The sequence below is a fragment of the Pseudomonas sp. B13(2017) genome, assembly GCF_002113245.1.
In the GTDB taxonomy this organism is placed as follows: domain Bacteria; phylum Pseudomonadota; class Gammaproteobacteria; order Pseudomonadales; family Pseudomonadaceae; genus Aquipseudomonas; species Aquipseudomonas putida_Z.
In genome coordinates this window covers 535,516-552,401 of the sequence record NZ_NEJX01000001.1, presented here as the reverse complement: position 1 = coordinate 552,401, position 16,886 = coordinate 535,516, and the positions used below count along the sequence as shown (strand labels likewise).

17 protein-coding genes are annotated in these 16,886 nt (G+C 61.8%); 8 read left to right on the top strand and 9 right to left on the bottom strand.

All coding sequences use genetic code 11. The features are described from left to right. Positions 1-54 precede the first annotated feature (54 nt). Positions 55-582, top strand: a complete 528-nt coding sequence (locus CAG44_RS02515) for a DUF3617 domain-containing protein (RefSeq protein ID WP_015272374.1) — start codon at positions 55-57, stop codon at positions 580-582. On the opposite strand, the gene folE2 is transcribed toward CAG44_RS02515, so the two are convergent. Beyond that, the gene (folE2, locus tag CAG44_RS02510) at positions 566-1,471 is read right to left on the bottom strand and encodes a GTP cyclohydrolase FolE2 (protein ID WP_085691532.1); all 906 of its coding nucleotides are present in this window, start codon (positions 1,469-1,471) and stop codon (positions 566-568) included. The two genes, CAG44_RS02515 and folE2, sit on opposite strands and share 17 nt — an antisense overlap. A 200-nt stretch (positions 1,472-1,671) precedes the next feature. On the opposite strand from folE2, the gene zigA reads away from it, so the two are divergent. The 3 genes from zigA to CAG44_RS02495 are packed head-to-tail and all read left to right on the top strand — an operon-like array spanning position 1,672 to position 4,515. Further along, positions 1,672-2,880 carry a zinc metallochaperone GTPase ZigA gene (gene zigA, locus CAG44_RS02505; protein WP_085588870.1) on the top strand — a complete coding sequence of 403 codons (1,209 nt, stop codon included), beginning with the start codon at positions 1,672-1,674 and terminating at the stop codon, positions 2,878-2,880. Continuing rightward, positions 2,877-3,503 (top strand): DUF1826 domain-containing protein, encoded by a 627-nt coding sequence (locus CAG44_RS02500; protein WP_085691531.1) that lies wholly within the window; start codon positions 2,877-2,879, stop codon positions 3,501-3,503. Before zigA ends, CAG44_RS02500 begins: the two co-directional genes overlap by 4 nt. Before the next feature lie 40 nt (positions 3,504-3,543). Beyond that, positions 3,544-4,515 carry a GTP-binding protein gene (locus CAG44_RS02495; protein ID WP_085691530.1) on the top strand — a complete coding sequence of 324 codons (972 nt, stop codon included), beginning with the start codon at positions 3,544-3,546 and terminating at the stop codon, positions 4,513-4,515. Here the strand turns inward: CAG44_RS02495 and CAG44_RS02490 are convergent, their stop codons facing one another. Continuing rightward, positions 4,516-4,908 carry a DUF3301 domain-containing protein gene (locus CAG44_RS02490; protein WP_015272369.1) on the bottom strand — a complete coding sequence of 131 codons (393 nt, stop codon included), beginning with the start codon at positions 4,906-4,908 and terminating at the stop codon, positions 4,516-4,518. A gap of 120 nt (positions 4,909-5,028) precedes the next feature. Here CAG44_RS02490 and pdxY point away from each other — a divergent pair, with 120 nt between their 5' ends. Further along, on the top strand, positions 5,029-5,901 hold the full coding sequence (pdxY, locus tag CAG44_RS02485) for a pyridoxal kinase PdxY (protein ID WP_085664245.1): 873 nt from the start codon (positions 5,029-5,031) through the stop codon (positions 5,899-5,901). Here pdxY and CAG44_RS02480 read toward each other — a convergent pair. Continuing rightward, positions 5,898-6,383, bottom strand: coding sequence for an acyl-CoA thioesterase (locus tag CAG44_RS02480; protein WP_003260046.1), 486 nt, complete (start codon positions 6,381-6,383; stop codon positions 5,898-5,900). The two genes, pdxY and CAG44_RS02480, sit on opposite strands and share 4 nt — an antisense overlap. A gap of 344 nt (positions 6,384-6,727) precedes the next feature. Between CAG44_RS02480 and CAG44_RS02475 the strand changes: the two genes are divergently transcribed. Further along, complete coding sequence (locus CAG44_RS02475) at positions 6,728-8,488, top strand: cation:proton antiporter (RefSeq protein ID WP_085691529.1); 1,761 nt, start codon at positions 6,728-6,730, stop codon at positions 8,486-8,488. Positions 8,489-8,806: 318 nt separating this feature from the next. On the opposite strand, the gene CAG44_RS02470 is transcribed toward CAG44_RS02475, so the two are convergent. The 5 genes from CAG44_RS02470 to zwf all read right to left on the bottom strand — a co-directional run bounded on the left by CAG44_RS02470 (position 8,807) and on the right by zwf (position 14,633). Then, entirely contained in the window at positions 8,807-9,214 is a 408-nt protein-coding gene (locus CAG44_RS02470) for an SMI1/KNR4 family protein (protein WP_085691528.1), read from the bottom strand. Between the two features lie 114 nt (positions 9,215-9,328). Next, positions 9,329-10,183 (bottom strand): Tim44 domain-containing protein, encoded by an 855-nt coding sequence (locus CAG44_RS02465; RefSeq protein WP_013974842.1) that lies wholly within the window; start codon positions 10,181-10,183, stop codon positions 9,329-9,331. Positions 10,184-10,470: 287 nt separating this feature from the next. After that, entirely contained in the window at positions 10,471-12,657 is a 2,187-nt protein-coding gene (gene uvrD / locus CAG44_RS02455) for a DNA helicase II (protein WP_085691527.1), read from the bottom strand. 130 nt (positions 12,658-12,787) lie between these two features. Then, complete coding sequence (locus tag CAG44_RS02450; protein ID WP_085588863.1) at positions 12,788-13,102, bottom strand: hypothetical protein; 315 nt, start codon at positions 13,100-13,102, stop codon at positions 12,788-12,790. Between the two features lie 88 nt (positions 13,103-13,190). Continuing rightward, positions 13,191-14,633, bottom strand: a complete 1,443-nt coding sequence (zwf, locus tag CAG44_RS02445; protein ID WP_085588862.1) for a glucose-6-phosphate dehydrogenase — start codon at positions 14,631-14,633, stop codon at positions 13,191-13,193. Between the two features lie 103 nt (positions 14,634-14,736). Between zwf and hexR the strand changes: the two genes are divergently transcribed. Beyond that, positions 14,737-15,603, top strand: a complete 867-nt coding sequence (gene hexR, locus CAG44_RS02440; protein ID WP_011536461.1) for a transcriptional regulator HexR — start codon at positions 14,737-14,739, stop codon at positions 15,601-15,603. Positions 15,604-15,752: 149 nt separating this feature from the next. Further along, the gene (locus CAG44_RS29060; protein ID WP_080563834.1) at positions 15,753-15,971 is read left to right on the top strand and encodes a PA3496 family putative envelope integrity protein; all 219 of its coding nucleotides are present in this window, start codon (positions 15,753-15,755) and stop codon (positions 15,969-15,971) included. On the opposite strand, the gene CAG44_RS02430 is transcribed toward CAG44_RS29060, so the two are convergent. Next, positions 15,913-16,875, bottom strand: a complete 963-nt coding sequence (locus tag CAG44_RS02430; RefSeq protein WP_046615347.1) for a LysR family transcriptional regulator — start codon at positions 16,873-16,875, stop codon at positions 15,913-15,915. The genes CAG44_RS29060 and CAG44_RS02430 overlap by 59 nt on opposite strands. Between the last annotated feature and the right edge of the window lie 11 nt (positions 16,876-16,886).

Below are 16,886 nucleotides of genomic sequence, written 5' to 3'. Positions count from 1 at the left end.
CGTCTAAGGCTCAGCCCGGCCCGCTTGGCCGGCTTTTTCCAGGAGCGTTCGTCCATGAAGATTCGTCTGCCACTGTTGGCGTTGGCCCTAGGTGTGAGCAGCCCGCTGGTGCATGCTCAGATGCTACAGCCAGGTTTGTGGGAGCTGACCACCAGCAACATGCAGGTCGATGGCAAGCCGTTACCCGACATGGAGTTCATGCTCGGCCAGTTGAAGAACCTGCCGCCAGAGCAGCGCGCGATGATGGAAGGGGTGCTGGCCAAGCAGGGAGTGACTGTTGGGGGTAAGGGGGTGCGCTCTTGCCTGACGCCAGAACAGGTGGCAACCAACGATATCCCACTGCAGGACCCGAAGTCAGGGTGTACCCAGAAGATCACCGACCGCACCGGCAATGTGTGGAAATTTCAGTTCAGCTGCCCCAAAGCGCAGGGCAGCGGCCAGGCGACTTTCCTCAGTGACCGGGAATTCACCACCCAGGTCAACGGTACGTTCAACGCCTCGGGTGTACAGCAGCAAGGCAGCATGAACACCCGTGCCGTGTGGTTGGGCAATGACTGCGGCTCGGTCAAGCCGCGCAGCTGACATCCCATTGCCACTGGCTGGTCGCGACAGCATCGTGGGCATGCAGGCTTTCTGCATGTTCCACGCGCAGCTTGAAGGCCGTGCTCCATTCCATTTGCCGTAGCGCCTTGTGCAGGCGTCGTGCGGCGTCTTCGCAGAACATCAGGTTCTGGCCGTTGGCCAAGGCAAAGGCTTGTTCGTCTGCGCGCTTCACTGCGGTCTGCACCGCTGTCCCCAGGCTTGCTTCTATGCGGTCGATCAACTCGGTGATTGGCAGAACCTGCTGATTGCTGCGCAGTCTTACCTGGATTTGCGCGCTACTACGTTGGCTATGGGGCGTCGCTACGATGCCTTCGGCGCTGCCAAGCCACTGTAAGACTGCAGATTTGTCGACCTGCTCGGCGCTGAAATGCGCCTGGAACTGCTGCTGAATCAGCTGCCGTGCAAGTGCAGCCGAGCATGGGCAGGTCGAGGAGTAAGGGACGGAAACGGATAGTTCCACGTGGAACATTTCATTTTCGATCCTTGCATCGACTGTGACGGCATAGCTTTTCCAACCCTCCAGCGGGCTGATTAATGCAGGCCTTTTTAGCAGATGCTCGAAGCGCAAACGCAGATAGGCTGCGGAGGAAAGGCCTTCGTGGCTGCTGAGGAAGTCAGCCAGCAGCTGGTGGATGGTGAGCGGCGTCAGGGGCTGGTGCTCCAACGATTCCAGGGCGAGATAAAGCCGTGACATATGGATACCGCGTGCGCTGCCGTCTACCAGGCTAACGCCGGCATCGACAGTGGCTGCTGCTGTGCGCCCCTCGAACTGCACAGGTTGGGCGATCCCGCACATACCCACCCAGTTCAAAGGCAAGGCGTATTCATGGGTTTGTGCGGCAATGTCGGGGAGCTTGAGCTGAGTCATCTGGTATTCCAAACAAAAGGAAGATCAGCGGCCACCACCGATCAAGCTGCAATGCCGGGAAGGGCACCTGGCACTTGGCGGGTTCATTTATCCTCCCGGGGGCACTCGTTCGTCACGAACGGCTTGGCGAAATTGTATTGTTACTTTATAACATTGTGCAATGCATCGTTTCGAATGCGCTCGCCTGAAGAGGTTTCGCCATGTCCAACCGTCTCCCTGTCACCGTGCTGTCCGGCTTCCTTGGCGCCGGCAAGAGCACCTTGCTCAACCATGTGCTGCGTAACCGCGACAACCTGCGGGTTGCGGTCATCGTCAATGACATGAGCGAAATCAACATCGATGCCAGCGAGGTGCAGCGCAACGTAAGCCTCAACCGTGCCGAGGAGAAGCTGGTGGAGATGAGCAATGGCTGCATCTGCTGCACGCTGCGTGAAGACCTGCTCGAGGAGGTGGCGCGGCTGGCCGAAGAAGGGCGTTTCGATTATTTGCTGATCGAGTCCACGGGGATCTCGGAGCCACTGCCGGTGGCCGAGACCTTCACCTTCCGCGACGAACAGGGCCGTAGCCTGTCCGACATGGCGCGCCTGGACACCATGGTCACTGTGGTCGATGGCCTGAACTTCCTGCGTGATTACCAGGCAGCAGACAGCCTGGCCAGCCGTGGCGAAACCGTGGGTGAGGAGGACGAGCGCTCGATCAGTGACTTGCTGATCGAGCAGGTCGAGTTCGCCGATGTACTGTTGCTGAGCAAGATCGACCTGATCAGCCAGCACGAACGCGAAGAGCTTATAGCCATTCTGCGCAGCCTCAATGCCCGGGCGCAGATCGTGCCCATCGTCATGGGCCAGGTACCGCTGGAACGTATCCTCGACACCGGCCTGTTCGACTTCGACCAGGCTGCCCAGGCACCGGGCTGGCTGCAAGAGTTGCGCGGGGAGCATGTGCCGGAAACCGAAGAGTACGGCATTGCCGCCACCACCTGGCAGGCCCGGCGCCCCCTTCATCCACAGCGCTTTTTCGACTTTATCCACACGCCCTGGAGCAATGGCCGACTGCTGCGTTCGAAAGGCTTTTTCTGGTTGGCCAGCAAATACCAGGAGGCCGGCAGTTGGTCGCAGGCAGGCGGCATGATTCGCCATGGCCTGGCGGGCCGCTGGTGGCGTTTCGTGCCGCGCGAGCAGTGGCCACAGGATGTGGATAACACCGCCGCGATCTTGAAGAACTGGGTTGCCGAGAGCGGTGACTGCCGCCAGGAACTGGTGTTCATCGGGCAGAATATTGACTTCGAAAAATTATCCACAGCACTCGATGCATGCCTTTTGACCGATCAGGAAATGGAATTGGGGCACATGGGCTGGTTGCGCCTGCCCGATCCGTTCGGTCCATGGCATGAGGAGACCGCAGCATGAACCCTGCACGCAAGCCTGTGGATATTTTCCAGGTATTTGGCGAGACACCGCAGGTGCTGACCGATGTGCTGCAGGATGGCGTGAACCTGGCGGTATGGCGCCGACGCTTGCCGCCACAACTGGAGGACTTTGCCGCGCTGGTGGTCAGCCTCGGCCAGCCCTTGGCAGACCAGCGCGTCATCGATGTGGACGAGCAGCACCTGCCGGTATTCACCGAACTCTTGCGCGAAGCGGCCGACTTGCACGGCTATGAGGCATTCGTGGCGGATGTGGCCTGGCTGATGGCGGCCTATACCTGCCTGGTGGGTGCGCAGCGGGTAGGTTTGCGCCTGCGGGTACTGACAGGCCCCATGTGCCCGCGCTTCCATGTGGATAACGTTCCGCTGCGTCTGCTCACTACCTACGCAGGCCCAGGTAGCGAGTGGTTGAAAGAGGACGCGAGCCCTCGTGGCAACTTACACACAGCAATACTGCCTGTGGATAACGTTCAGCACCTGCAAGCTGGCGATGTGGCTGTGCTCAAAGGTGAGAAGTGGCAGGGCAACGAAGGCGCGGGTCTGGTGCACCGCTCGCCCTCGGGGCAGCTGGGGCGCCTGCTGCTCAGCCTTGACTGGCTGGCCTGACAGCGCATAGTGAGGCATCACCATCGCCCGAAGCCGCCCCATGCTGCAGAACATTCCCGCCCACGTGATTGCCGGCCCGCTGGGTGCCGGCAAGACCACCCTGATCCGTCACCTGCTGGCCCAGCGCCCAGCCAACGAGCGCTGGGCGGTATTGATCAACGAATTCGGCCTGGTAGGCCTGGATGCGGCCTTGCTCAGCCGTGACGAAGACGGCATCGCCATCGGCGAGGTCGCAGGTGGCTGCCTGTGCTGCGTCAATGGCATGCCGTTCCAGGTGGGCCTGGGCCGACTGCTGCGCAAATCCCGCCCTGACCGGCTGTTCATCGAGCCGTCCGGGCTGGGTCATCCCTTGCAGTTGCTCGCTCAGTTGCAAAAAGCCCCTTGGGCTGAAGTGCTGACAATACAGCCATTGCTGATAGTCGTGGACGCGCAGTCGATGGTCCGGAACGAGCAGCTTCCGGAGGCTCAACAGCAGGCGTTCGATGCTGCTGAGAGCGTTGTCTTGAACAAATCAGAGGCTGTGGATGAAAGAACTAAGTTGTTGATAATTAATAAATTTTATGGAAAGAAAATCTTCTGGACCGTCCAAGGTAGGCTGCCCTTGTCGGACCTTCCAGCTGTAACCAATGGCATTGTCGACAGCTCGGTTGTGGATAACAGGATTGTCGACAATCTTGTAAATCCACCGGCAGCGCTATGGGCAGATCCCGGGCAGCCTATCTGTCTTGCCCAGCAGGGGAAGGGAGGTTGGAGCATCGGCTGGCGCTGGCACCCTGGCCAGCAGTTTTATCCACAGCGGCTGCAGGCGTTCTTGCGGGCTTGGCCGTGGCGGCGCGCGAAGGGGGTTATCCACAGCGTGGAGGGCTGGCAATCATTCAATGGCCTGAATGGGGACATGCCCGCCTGGCAGCCCAGCGACTGGCGCAGGGATACGCGTATCGAGCTGATTTTCGACCAGCCGCAATCGCAATCCGCGCTGCAGGCCGGGTTGAGCGAATGTCGTGTCAGCTGATCAGTTGCGCCAGCGGTTGTGCTCCTGGCGCCACTGCTGCATCTCGATGACATTGTCGGTGCGCGGTGGGGTCTTGATCTCGAACGGGTAGGGCGCCAGTTCAATCTGCACGCTGTGGGCGCCGAACTGGGTCACGGTACCGGGGTGGCGCTGTTCGCCCGTGACGGTGAACTCGAATGCGTAGACGCGCGCCAGGCGCTTGCGGCCGTTGGCGTCACGGACAAAGGCGATACGCTTGAGAGCGACCGCGTCGTCGAGCAGTTCGAGGTCGAGCTTGGCGCAATGCTGTTTGACCCGTTCCAGGGCTTTCTCGCGCAACCCGTGGTTATGCCACAACCAGGCGCCTGCCGTGGCGACCAGCATCAGGACGAAGAGGTTTTCCAGGGTCAACATTTGCGTATGCTCCAAACAGGTCGATCCAGCTTAACTGCGTCCCTGGCCTGTCGTACAGGTGGCAATCGAGTTCATACTGCGTTGCGCACAATCCCTGAAACAGCTTTGGAAACCTCCCGCATGAAACGTACCCCGCACCTGCTCGCCATCCAGTCCCACGTGGTGTTCGGCCACGCCGGCAACAGCGCTGCGGTGTTTCCCATGCAGCGTATCGGGGTCAATGTGTGGCCGCTCAATACCGTGCAGTTCTCCAATCACACACAGTATGGCCAGTGGGCGGGTGAAGTGCTTGCCCCCGCGCAAATTCCTGCGTTGGTGGAAGGCATTTCCAACATCGGCGAGTTGGGCCATTGCGACGCGGTGCTGTCCGGTTACCTGGGCAGCGCCGAACAAGGTCGGGCGATTCTGGCCGGCGTCGAGCGGATCAAGGCAGTCAACCCAAAGGCTTTGTACCTTTGCGACCCGGTCATGGGGCACCCTGAGAAGGGCTGCATCGTGCCAGCGGAAGTCAGCGAGTTCCTGCTCGACGAGGCGGCTGCCAGGGCTGACATCCTGTGCCCCAACCAGCTGGAACTGGACAGCTTCTGTGGCCGCCGAGCGCAGTCGCTGGAGGACTGCGTGAACATGGCGCGCAGCCTGTTGCAGCGCGGGCCGCAGGTGGTGCTGGTCAAGCACCTGGCCTACCCCGGGCGCGCCGAGGACCAGTTCGAGATGCTGCTGGTGACCGCCGAGCAAAGCTGGCACCTGCGCCGCCCGCTGCTGGCGTTCCCGCGGCAGCCGGTAGGGGTGGGGGACCTGACTTCAGGCCTGTTCCTGGCCCGCGTTCTGCTCGGCGACAGCTGGGTGCAGGCGTTCGAATTCACCGCTGCGGCCGTACACGAAGTGCTGCTCGAAACCCAGGCCTGCTCCAGCTATGAACTGCAGCTGGTGCGGGCCCAGGACCGCATTGCGCACCCGAGGGTGCGCTTCGAGGCACAGCTGCTGGCGCTTTAAATCGCGTCGGTTTTCAGGTCCTGGTAGCGCTTTTCCAGCTCCTGGCGGATCTGTCGGCGCTGCTGGCCCTGCAGGAAGCGGCGCTTTTCTTCACTGCTTTGCGGCTGGCGCGGCGGTACCTGCACCGGGCGACGGTTGTCGTCGACCGCGACCATGGTGAAGAAGCAGCTGTTGGAATGGCGCACCGAGCGCTCGCGGATGTTCTCGGTCACCACCTTGATGCCCACCTCCATCGAGGTGTTGCCGGTGTAGTTGACCGACGCCAGGAAGGTCACAAGTTCACCCACGTGCACCGGCTCACGGAAGATCACCTGGTCGACCGACAGGGTGACTACATAGCTGCCGGCATAGCGGCTGGCGCACGCATAGGCCACTTCGTCGAGGTACTTGAGCAGGGTGCCGCCATGTACGTTGCCAGAAAAGTTGGCCATGTCCGGGGTCATCAGGACGGTCATGCTCAGCTGGGCGTTTCCAGGTTCCATAGTGTGCTCACGGTGAGGTTGCGCTGAATCGGGCGAATGGGGGGCATTATCTGCAGACACTTCTGTTCCCCTCTTTTGAATTTGCCTTCCTGGTACGGGACGTTGGCTGACGCTCCATCGTCACGCCGATCATGCCATCAGCGGCGCTTTTCCAGCCGATCTGTTTCTGCATATTGCACCGCCTTTTTGCGGCGGGGTGCGATGTTAACCTGACTACACCCCATGCAACATGGGCTTTTCCTGCATTCAAAACAGTATGTACTTGCTGCTCGCTCGGGGTTGCCTTGGCAGAGGAGCGGTTTGCCCAGGCATCCAGCAACGGACGAGAAAAGGAGTATCACGCCATGCATGCCATCAGCTTCATCCAGGACCTGGCAGTCATCATGCTGGTGGCTGGCGTGGTCACCATTCTCTTTCACCGCCTCAAGCAGCCTGTGGTGCTGGGCTACATCGTCGCCGGCTTCATCATCGGCCCGCACACCCCACCGTTCGGCCTGATCCACGACGAAGACACCATCAAGACCCTCGCCGAGCTGGGGGTGATCTTCCTGATGTTCTGCCTGGGGCTCGAATTCAGCCTGCGCAAGCTGTTCAAGGTAGGCGCCACGGCGTTCATCGCGGCGTTCCTGGAAATCGTGCTGATGATCTGGATCGGCTTCGAGATCGGCCGCTGGTTCGGCTGGAACACCATGGATTCGCTGTTCCTCGGCGCCATCCTGGCGATTTCCTCGACCACCATCATCGTCAAGGCGCTCAACGACCTGAAGATGAAGAACGAGCGTTTCGCCCAGCTGATATTCGGCGTGCTGATCGTCGAGGACATCCTCGGTATCGGCATCATCGCCCTGCTGTCGGGCATCGCCGTCAGCGGCACGGTCAGCTCGGGCGAGGTGTTCTCCACTGTCGGCAAGCTGTCGCTGTTCATGATCGTTGCGCTGGTCATCGGCATCCTGCTGGTGCCGCGCCTGCTGGCCTACGTGGCCAGGTTCGAAAGCAACGAGATGCTGCTGATAACCGTATTGGGCCTGTGCTTCGGCTTCTGCCTGCTGGTGGTGAAGCTCGAGTACAGCATGGTGCTTGGCGCCTTCCTGATTGGCGCGATCATGGCCGAATCGCGCCAGTTGCTGAAAATCGAGAGCCTGATCGAACCGGTACGCGACCTGTTCAGCGCCATCTTCTTCGTCGCCATCGGCCTGATGATCGACCCCCAGGTGCTGATCGACTACGCCTGGCCGATCGTGGTCATTACCCTTGCGGTGGTGTTGGGCAAGATGTTGTCGTGTGGCATGGGCGCGTTCATTGCCGGAAATGACGGGCGCACATCGCTGCGGGTGGGCATGGGGCTTTCGCAGATTGGCGAGTTTTCCTTCATCATCGCCGCGCTGGGCATGACCCTGCAGGTGACCAGCGACTTCCTCTACCCGGTGGCTGTGGCGGTATCGGCAATCACCACGCTGCTGACACCCTACCTGATCCGTGCCGCCGACCCGCTGTCGCTCAAGCTGGGCAAGGTGGTGCCCAGCCGCCTGGCGCGGGTGCTGTCGTTGTATGGCGAATGGTTGCGCAGTATCCAGCCGCAGGGCGAGGGCGCCATGCTCGCGGCGATGATCCGGCGCATCCTGTTGCAGGTTGGGGTGAACCTGGCGCTGGTGATCGCCATCTTCTTCAGTGGTGGCTATTTCGCCGGGCGGATCGGCAACTGGCTCAGCGAGTGGGTCAGCGATGCCAGCCAACAGAAAGCGCTGATCTGGGGGGCAGCGTTGTTGCTGTCGCTGCCGTTCCTGATTGCTGCCTATCGCAAGCTCAAGGCACTGTCGATGCTGCTGGCGGAGATGGGGGTGAAACCGGAAATGGCCGGGCGGCATACCCAGCGCGTACGCCGTGTGATTGCCGAGGTGATCCCGCTGTTGTCGCTGCTGGTGATTTTTCTGCTGCTGTCGGCGCTGTCGGCGAGCATTCTGCCCACCAGCGAGCTGCTGCTGGTGATTGCCGTGGTGGCTGCGGTGGTGGTGGCCTTGCTGTGGCGCTGGTTTATCCGCGTGCATACGCGCATGCAGATTGCCTTGCTGGAGACGCTGGAGAACAGCCGCGAGAATACGCACTGAAGGGGGCAATGCTCCCTGCGCAAGATTTCACCGTCGTCCGAGGGGATGGAGCGGTAGCGATGTCGCCAGGCGCAGAAAGCCTGGCGATTTTAACTACATTGATGGCACTGGGCCATATCTTTCCTGTCTCAGACCCCAGAGCTCAATTCGTAAGCGCGACGCGGCCCCTGTGGGAGCGGGCGTGCCCGCGAAGAATTCAGCGCGGGGTTGGCACCGGCTGCGCCGGTGTTCGCGGGCGCGCCCGCTCCCACAGAGACCCTGCTAAATCAATCAGTCATGTGCAGTTCTATGAGAACGGCCTGGGCAATGGAATAGAGATCAGCTCTCCAGCCAGACATCCCGCGCCCAGTGCCACACCGATTCCCAGCTGTCTTCACCGACGATTTCCTCTTCGGCATCCCACAGCACCACGGTGCCATCCTCTTCGACGCAGTAGTAGTTGTCGCCGTCCTGGCACAGTGGAATCAGGTCACGTGGTACGCCGGCATCCCAGGCGTTGGCGGCGACTTCTGGCAGGTAGGTATGCGACTGTGGGTCGGTAACGGTCACTGGCTCCAGTGAGCCATACACCACGTCACTGACGGTCAGCAGGAACTCTTTGAACACGAAAGGAATGTTGATGAACAGCTCTTCCTCGATTTCGACCAACTGGTCCTCGTCGGGAAGCTCAAGAGGCACCGGTACCGGCTGATTGGCTTCACGGAGTTGTTCGATCACTTCTTCCACGGTTCACTTCCTCTGACCTAGATGACAACGCTGCGCGTTATACCCTAGTAGGCCACTCTGGCAAAAGCAAAAACCCCGGGACAGGCCCGGGGTTTTTTGTGCAGCACGCAGCGGTTAGCCGTTTTGACGGATACCGGCCACCAGCCAAGGCTGGTTTTCGCCCTGGGCGCGGACCATGTGCCAGCTTTCGCTGAACACTTCACCCTGGTCGAAGCGCGAGTTCTTCGACACGCCACGGAAGGTCAGGGTGGCGTCGGTACGGTCGGCGCGGTCGTCGACACCGTCCAGCTGTACCTCGAGGTTGTCGATGTAGGTGGACTGGAAGCCATCACCCAGTTCGGCGCGCTCGCGCTTGAGGAACTCGAGCATCTGCGGGGTGACGAACTCGGCGATCTTGTCCATCTCGTTGGCGTCCCAGTGCTGCTGCAGCGCCTGGAAGTGGTTACGGGCAGCAGCCAGGAAGTTCTGCTCGTTGAACCAGGCCGGGGCGTTGATCACCGGGGCGGCTGCGGCAGCAGGTGCGGCCGAACCACCGAAGATCGACGGCTGGGCAGGCTGCGCGTGAGCTTCACGCTGCATCGGCGCATGGCCCGGCATGGCCATTTGCGGCTGCTGCTGGCGGCGGCGCGCGGCGATGAAGCGGAACACCAGGAAGGCGATGAGCGCCACGATCAGGAAGTCCATGATCTGGAAGCCTTCGAAACCGTCGCCCATGAACATGGAAGCCAGCAGGCCACCGGCGGCGAGGCCGGCCAGAGGGCCCAACCAGCGCGAAGCACCGCTGGCGGCCGGAGCGGCACGGCCAGGTGCGGTCGGCGCGGCGGCAGGCGTGGTTGGCGTGGCCTGGCGGGTCTGGTGAATAGGCGCGGAGCCCGAGCTCTTGCCGCCGCCAAAACGCTTGGCGTTGGCGTCCAGGCTCAGCGTCAGGCCGACGCAGAGCGCCAGAGCGATGCTAAGAAAACGTTGCATAAGTGGGATATCCCCTGTTGTGGATTGCACGCGCGTCATGGTGCACAGGTTCCCGGGCACATGACCAGCGACATAATGTTTCGAGCTTTTGCCTGAATGTTACAAACCCGGCACGACCTGCCCTCGGAATGCTGGCGCAATACCTGTAGGAGCGGGCATGCCCGCGAACACCGGCGAAGCCGGTGCCATACACTGAGTTGCCGGCTTCGCGGGCATGCCCGCTCCCACAGGTATTGCGCAGGCTTTGAAAACTTTGAGCAAGCCTCCACCAGCGCCGGTGCAGGCTTTTAGATGGCCTCGAGCTTGGCATACCCCAGCATCAGCCACTTGCTGCCTTCGGCAAAATTCACCTGCACCCGCGCCTGGGCGCCGGAGCCTTCGAAGTTGAGGATCACACCCTCGCCAAACACCGCATGTTGCACACGCTGGCCCAGGTTGAACGCGGTCTGCGGAATGCTGGCATTGGCGAACAGGTTGCTGTTCGTGGCCGTCTTGGCCCCGCCGAACGGGCGGCTGACGCTGTTGGACAGGCGCACTTCCTGAACCAGGCCTGCCGGAATTTCGCGTACGAAACGTGACACCTTGTTGTAGGTCTCGCTGCCATACAGGCGACGCGTTTCGGCGTAGGTCATGACCAGCTGGCGCATGGCGCGGGTGATGCCCACATAAGCCAGGCGGCGTTCCTCTTCCAGGCGGCCGGGCTCTTCCAGGCTCATCTTGTGCGGGAACAGGCCTTCTTCCATGCCCACCAGGAACACATACGGGAACTCCAGGCCCTTGGCGCTGTGCAAGGTCATCAGCTGGACGCTGTCTTCATGCTCGTCGGCCTGGGCATCGCCTGCCTCGAGCGAGGCGTGGCCGAGGAATGCCGAGAGTGGCGAGAGGTCGGCGTCTTCTTCGGTGGACTCGAAGTTGCGCGCTGCGCTGACCAGTTCCTCAAGGTTTTCCACCCGTGCCTGGCCCTTCTCACCCTTTTCTTCCTGGTGATAGATGATCAGCCCGGACTGCTCGATGGTGGTCTGGGTCATGGTATGCAGTGGCATGTCCACGACCTTGGCCGCCAAGCCCTCGATCAGCTCGATGAACGCACCCAGGGCACTGGCGGCGCGGCCTTTCAGGGCTTTGGCGGCGAGCAGCTGGCACATGGCCTCCCACATCGACAGCTGACTGTGGCGGGCGTGCTCGCGGATGGCTTCGACGGTTTTTTCGCCAATGCCACGTGGCGGCACGTTGATCACCCGCTCCAGGGCTGCATCGTTGCCACGGCCTTCGATCAGCCGCAGGTAAGCCATGGCGTTCTTGATTTCGGCGCGCTCGAAGAAGCGCTGGCCACCGTAGATGCGGTAGGGGATGCGTTCGCGCAGCAGGGCTTCTTCCAGCACCCGCGACTGGGCGTTGGAGCGGTACAGAATGGCGATCTCGTTGCGCGCATTGCCCTGCTTGACCAGGCTCTGGATGGTTTCCACCACGTAGCGCGCTTCGTCGTGCTCGTTGTAGGCCGCGTACAGGGTCAGCGGTTCGCCTTCGCCCATGTCGGTCCACAGTTCCTTGCCCAGGCGCCCGCTGTTGTTGGCGATCAGCGCGTTCGCTGCCTTGAGGATGCCGCCAGTGGAGCGGTAGTTCTGCTCCAGGCGGATCATCTCGGCGTCGGGGAAGTCGGCAGTGTACTGGTGAATGTTCTCGATCTTGGCACCGCGCCAGCCGTAGATCGACTGGTCGTCATCGCCCACCGCCATCAGGCTGTCACCGCCGCGCGCCAGCAGGCGCAGCCAGGCGTACTGCACGGCGTTGGTATCCTGGAACTCGTCCACCAGCACGTGGCGGAAGCGCCGCTGGTAGTGCTCCAGCAGGCCCGGGTGGTCGCGCCACAGGTCCAGGGCGCGCAGCAGCAGCTCGGAGAAGTCGATGACCCCGGCGCGCTCGCAGGCCTGCTCATAGGCGGTATAGACGTCGCGCATGGTCGACAGGAACAGGTCGCCCCCGGCCTGGATATGCTGTGGTCGCAGGCCTTCGTCCTTCTGCCCGTTGATGAACCACTGGGCCTGGCGTGCCGGCCATTTCTGCTCGTCCAGGCCAAGCTCGCGCATCACCCGCTTGATCAGGCGCTGCTGGTCGTCGCTGTCGAGGATCTGGAAGTTCTGCACCAGCCGTGCTTCCTGCCAGTGGGCCCGCAGCAAGCGGTGGGCCAGGCCGTGGAAGGTGCCGACCCACATGCCCGCCGGGTTGATGCCCAGCAGTTGCTCGATCCGCTGGCGCATTTCTGCCGCGGCCTTGTTGGTGAAGGTCACCGACAGGATCGAGTGCGGCGATGCCTGCTCCACCTGGATCAGCCAGGCAATGCGGTGCACCAGCACGCGGGTTTTACCGGAACCGGCGCCAGCAAGCACCAGTTGACGCCCGAGCGTGGCCGCTACGGCCTGGCGTTGGGCATCGTTGAGGGAATTCAGCAGGAGGGAGAGGTCGTCTGTGCGCATCGGGCCATTCTAGGGCGCGGCAGGAAATGGGGCAAACCTCCACTGTATAAATATTCACCTGCCGCATGCCCGTTCATCGAGCCGATGGCAGGTGCCAGGCCACCGCTCGGGCGGCCTGGCAGGCAGCGGTTCAGTCAATCGCCTCGATGGTGCGAATTTCGCAGCGCTGCGAACCGTCGGCATGGATGATCTCCACGGTTTTCCAGCCAGTGCCGCCTGCACGTTCGAAAACCACGGTTTTTTCGGTCAGCACCTGCGGGGTGATTGCGCCGCTATCCAGCAGTTGAAGCTCCAGCACTTCCCAGCCACCCCGGTGGCGCAGCTTGGGTTCGACCAGCACCGGTTCGATGGCCGGAGAGGCGACCGTAACGGTGCCATGAACCCTGAAAACCTGCTTGCCGTGGGCGATGTCGTTGATTGCAACGAGGTTGGTGATAGTAGCCATTGTCTGCTCCTGTCTCGGGTTGAAAGTAGCGCCAGCGCGCTGGGGCTACTTTCTGCCCTTTTGCCTGCCACGGGAGCAGGGCAGTGCTTCAGCTATGCCAGTGCCTGCCGTGCCTGGCCAGCAGGCTGTTGGCTTGCTCCGGCCCGTTACTGCCTGCCGGGTACGGTCGCGGTGCCTGGAAGTGCTCTTCACAGCCCTTGATGATCGGGTCGATCCAGGCCCAGGCCGCTTCCACTTCATCGCGGCGCATGAACAGCGTCGAGTCGCCCTCCAGCACATCCAGCAGCAGGCGCTCGTAGGCGTCCCAGCGGCGGGTCTGGCTGAACACCTGGGCCAGGTTCAGGTCCAGGTCCACAGGTTCCAGGCGCATGCCCTTGCCCGGGCTCTTGGTCATCATGCGCAGGCTGATGCGTTCGTCCGGTTGCAGCTGGATCAGCAGCTGGTTGACCTGGCCGCCATTGAAAAGCTCGTGGGGCACCGGCTTGAACTGGATGACGATCTGCGATGAGCGCCGTGCCATGCGCTTGCCGGTCCGCAGGTAGAAGGGCACGCCCGCCCAGCGCCAATTGTCGATGTGCGCCTCGATGGCGATGAAGGTTTCGGTGTCGCTGTCGTTGTCGACGTCCTTTTCGAAGTAATAGGCCGGCACTTCCTGGCCGCCGATGCGCCCGGCGCCGTACTGGCCGCGTACGGTCTTGTCCTGCACGTCCTGGCCAGTGATGGGCTTGAGGGCCCGCAAGATCTTCACCTTCTCGTCACGCACCGCTTCGGCCTCGAACTGCGCGGGGGGCTCCATGGCCACCAGGCATAGCAGCTGTAGCAGGTGGTTCTGCAACATGTCGCGGGTCGCCCCGGCGCGGTCGTAGTAGGCGCCGCGATTCTCTACACCCAGGGTCTCGCAAACGCTGATCTGCACGTGGTCGACCTGGTTGTTGCGCCACACCGGCTCCAGCAGGGCGTTGGCAAAACGCAGGGCCATCAGGTTCTGCACGGTTTCCTTGCCCAGGTAGTGGTCGATGCGAAATACCTGGTTTTCCTCCAGCACTGCGCCAATCGCTTCGTTGATGGCGGTAGCCGATTCCAGCGAGTGGCCGATCGGCTTTTCCAGCACGATGCGCGCTTCGGCGTCGGCCAGGCCGGCGTTATGCAGGTGCTTGGCAATTGGCACGAACAGGTTGGGGGCGGTGGCCAGGTAGAAGATGCGCGTCAAGCCGCCGGGTTCGCCCAGGTAGCGCGCCAGGCGGCCGAAGTCGGCGCTTTGCGAAGCATCCATGGCGAAATAGTCGACCCGCGCGGAAAACCGCTGCCAGACCTCTTCGTCGAAGTCGTTGCGGGCAATTTGTGCCCGGCAATGGCGCTCGGCGAGCTTGAGATAATCGTTACGTGGCAAGTTGCGTCGTGCCAGCGCGATGATGCGCACGGCGTTGTTAAGACGGGCCTCGCGAAACAGGTGGTAGAGCGCCGGAAGCAGTTTGTGCAGGGCCAGATCGCCGGTGCCGCCGAAGACCAGAATGTCGCAAGGAATAGTCAAACCACCACTCTCCACGTTCGTTTAACTGGGCGGGTTGGCGTCCATGTAGTATAACTACAAGATAGCTACAACCCGGCCAGCCGATCATAACCGAGTCCAGCCTGTGAATCTGTTGCAACATATCGCCCAATCGCGCCACCTGCTGCGCAAATCGGAACTCAAAGTAGCCGACCACGTGCTACTCGACCCGGCTGCCGTCATGCACAGCTCCATGGCCGACCTGGCGCACAGCGTGGGTATCAGTGAACCGACCATCGTGCGTTTCTGCCGCGCGATCGGTTGCTCGGGCTTCCAGGACCTGAAGCTGAAGCTGGCGCAGAGCCTGGCTGCGGGGGCCAGTTTCGGCCAGTTCGCCATCCATGAAGACGACTCGGTCGCCGACTACAGCCTGAAGATCTTCGACACCACGCTGCACACCCTGATGGAAGTGCGCGAGCATCTCGACCCGCAGGCGCTGCAGCAGGCGGTGACCGCCATGGCCCAGGCGCAGCGTGTGGAGTTCTATGGCTTTGGCGCCTCCGGTGCGGTAGCGGCCGATGCCCAGCACAAGTTCTTCCGCCTGCTGCTCAGCGCGGCAGCCTATTCCGACCCGCACATGCAGGCGATGTCGGCGGTGACCCTGAAGCCGGGTGATGTGGCGGTATGCATTTCCCAGTCGGGCCGTTCCAAGGACCTGCTGATCACCGCCAACCTGGTCCGTGAGAGCGGCGCCAACCTGATTACCCTGTGCCCCAGCCAGACACCACTGGCGGAGCTGTCGACGGTAAACCTGGCGATCGACGTGCATGAAGACACCGAAATCTACACCCCGCTGACCTCGCGTATCGCCCACCTGGTGGTGATCGACGTGCTGGCCATGGGCGTGGCCATGGCGCGCGGGCCGAGCCTGGTCAACCACCTGAAGAGCGTGAAGCGCAGCTTGCGCAGCCTGCGCTTGTCACCCAAGTCGATCAAGGCTACCGACGACTGAATTCTTCCTGCACCGGCCTCTTCGCGGGCGAGCCCGCGAATGGGCCGGTACAGGCAGTGAAAATTCACGATTCTGTCACCATTCCACAGCCAAACCGTAAACCACTCAAGCCAGTCTGAAACTCCCGCATCCTATCTGGGAGACAGGCAATGGCTCGTGACTTCGACGGTACGTACCAACCCAGCGCCAAGGCTCGCAAGCAGCAGGAAAAGGATCAGCGCCGCATGGAATACCGCCGCGCGATCGAAAGCTATTGCGACCAACGTCAACTGCTCCGCGAACTAGTGGACTACCCCGAGCTGCAAGAGCTCACGGTCTGGCAGGCGTCGGCAGCAGCTTCCCCGAAAAACGCTCAACCAGCGCGCTGATCAGCGCACGTTCGCTGCGGATGAACGCCAGGAAAGCCAAGGCCACCGGCGACTGCCGTTTGGCCTTGGACTGCACCACGCACCAGCTGCGGTACAGCGGCAGTTCCTCCACGGGCAGTTCCCTCAGCACACCGGTGGCCAGCTCCAGGTTGACCGCATGGCGGGTAAGCATGGCAATGCCCAGGCCGGCAATCACGCACTCGCGCTGGGCGTCGGCCGAGGCCACCTCCAGGGTCTGGGTGAAATGCACGCGCTTGTCCTTGAAGTATTCCTCGCAAGCCTTGCGCGTGCCCGAACCCTGTTCGCGGACCAGCAGGGTATGAGGCTCCAGGTCCTGCAGGCGCAGTTGCTCCAGCTTGCACAGCGGGTGCTCGGGCGGTGCCACCGCGACGATCGGGTTGTTGAGGAACGGCAGAAACTCCAGGCCCATGTCCTGCGGCACCATGGACATGATGATCAGGTCGTCGCGGTTGTCCGACAGGCGGCGGATGGCCTGGGCGCGATTGACCACCGTCAGGGTCAGGTTCACCTCCGGGTGACGCTGCTTGAAGGCCGCGAACAGGTGTGGCACGAAGTACTTGGCACTGGATTCGATCGCCAGTTTCAACTGCCCCTGCAATGAACCCTGCATGTCCGAAAGCTGCATGTCCAGGCTCTCCAGGCGCCCGAAGATATCGCGGCTGGCGCGTTGCAAGGCCTCGGCAGCTTCGGTCAGGTAGAGCTTCTTGCCCACGTACTCGAACAGCGGCTGGCCGATCAGCTCTTCGAGCTGGCGGATCTGTAGACTAACGGCGGGTTGCGTCAGCGCCATCTCTTCCGCCGCACGGCTGTACGAACGCAAATCGCATACCTCGTTGAAGATCTGCAATTGACGCAAAGTCATACGCATCAAGGACTTACGCATTTTTATCCGCC

Bases quoted from the DNA above. Each gene is read 5' to 3' on its own strand.
- CAG44_RS02495 (WP_085691530.1), top strand. From the start codon at position 3,544: ATGCTGCAGAACATTCCCGCCCACGTGATTGCCGGCCCGCTGGGTGCC.
- CAG44_RS02500 (WP_085691531.1), top strand. From the start codon at position 2,877: ATGAACCCTGCACGCAAGCCTGTGGATATTTTCCAGGTATTTGGCGAG.
- CAG44_RS02475 (WP_085691529.1), top strand. From the start codon at position 6,728: ATGCATGCCATCAGCTTCATCCAGGACCTGGCAGTCATCATGCTGGTG.
- folE2 (WP_085691532.1), bottom strand. From the start codon at position 1,471: ATGACTCAGCTCAAGCTCCCCGACATTGCCGCACAAACCCATGAATAC.
- CAG44_RS02450 (WP_085588863.1), bottom strand. From the start codon at position 13,102: ATGGCTACTATCACCAACCTCGTTGCAATCAACGACATCGCCCACGGC.
- zigA (WP_085588870.1), top strand. From the start codon at position 1,672: ATGTCCAACCGTCTCCCTGTCACCGTGCTGTCCGGCTTCCTTGGCGCC.
- CAG44_RS02490 (WP_015272369.1), bottom strand. From the start codon at position 4,908: ATGTTGACCCTGGAAAACCTCTTCGTCCTGATGCTGGTCGCCACGGCA.
- uvrD (WP_085691527.1), bottom strand. From the start codon at position 12,657: ATGCGCACAGACGACCTCTCCCTCCTGCTGAATTCCCTCAACGATGCC.
- CAG44_RS29060 (WP_080563834.1), top strand. From the start codon at position 15,753: ATGGCTCGTGACTTCGACGGTACGTACCAACCCAGCGCCAAGGCTCGC.
- CAG44_RS02430 (WP_046615347.1), bottom strand. From the start codon at position 16,875: ATGCGTAAGTCCTTGATGCGTATGACTTTGCGTCAATTGCAGATCTTC.
- pdxY (WP_085664245.1), top strand. From the start codon at position 5,029: ATGAAACGTACCCCGCACCTGCTCGCCATCCAGTCCCACGTGGTGTTC.
- CAG44_RS02465 (WP_013974842.1), bottom strand. From the start codon at position 10,183: ATGCAACGTTTTCTTAGCATCGCTCTGGCGCTCTGCGTCGGCCTGACG.
- CAG44_RS02480 (WP_003260046.1), bottom strand. From the start codon at position 6,383: ATGGAACCTGGAAACGCCCAGCTGAGCATGACCGTCCTGATGACCCCG.
- CAG44_RS02515 (WP_015272374.1), top strand. From the start codon at position 55: ATGAAGATTCGTCTGCCACTGTTGGCGTTGGCCCTAGGTGTGAGCAGC.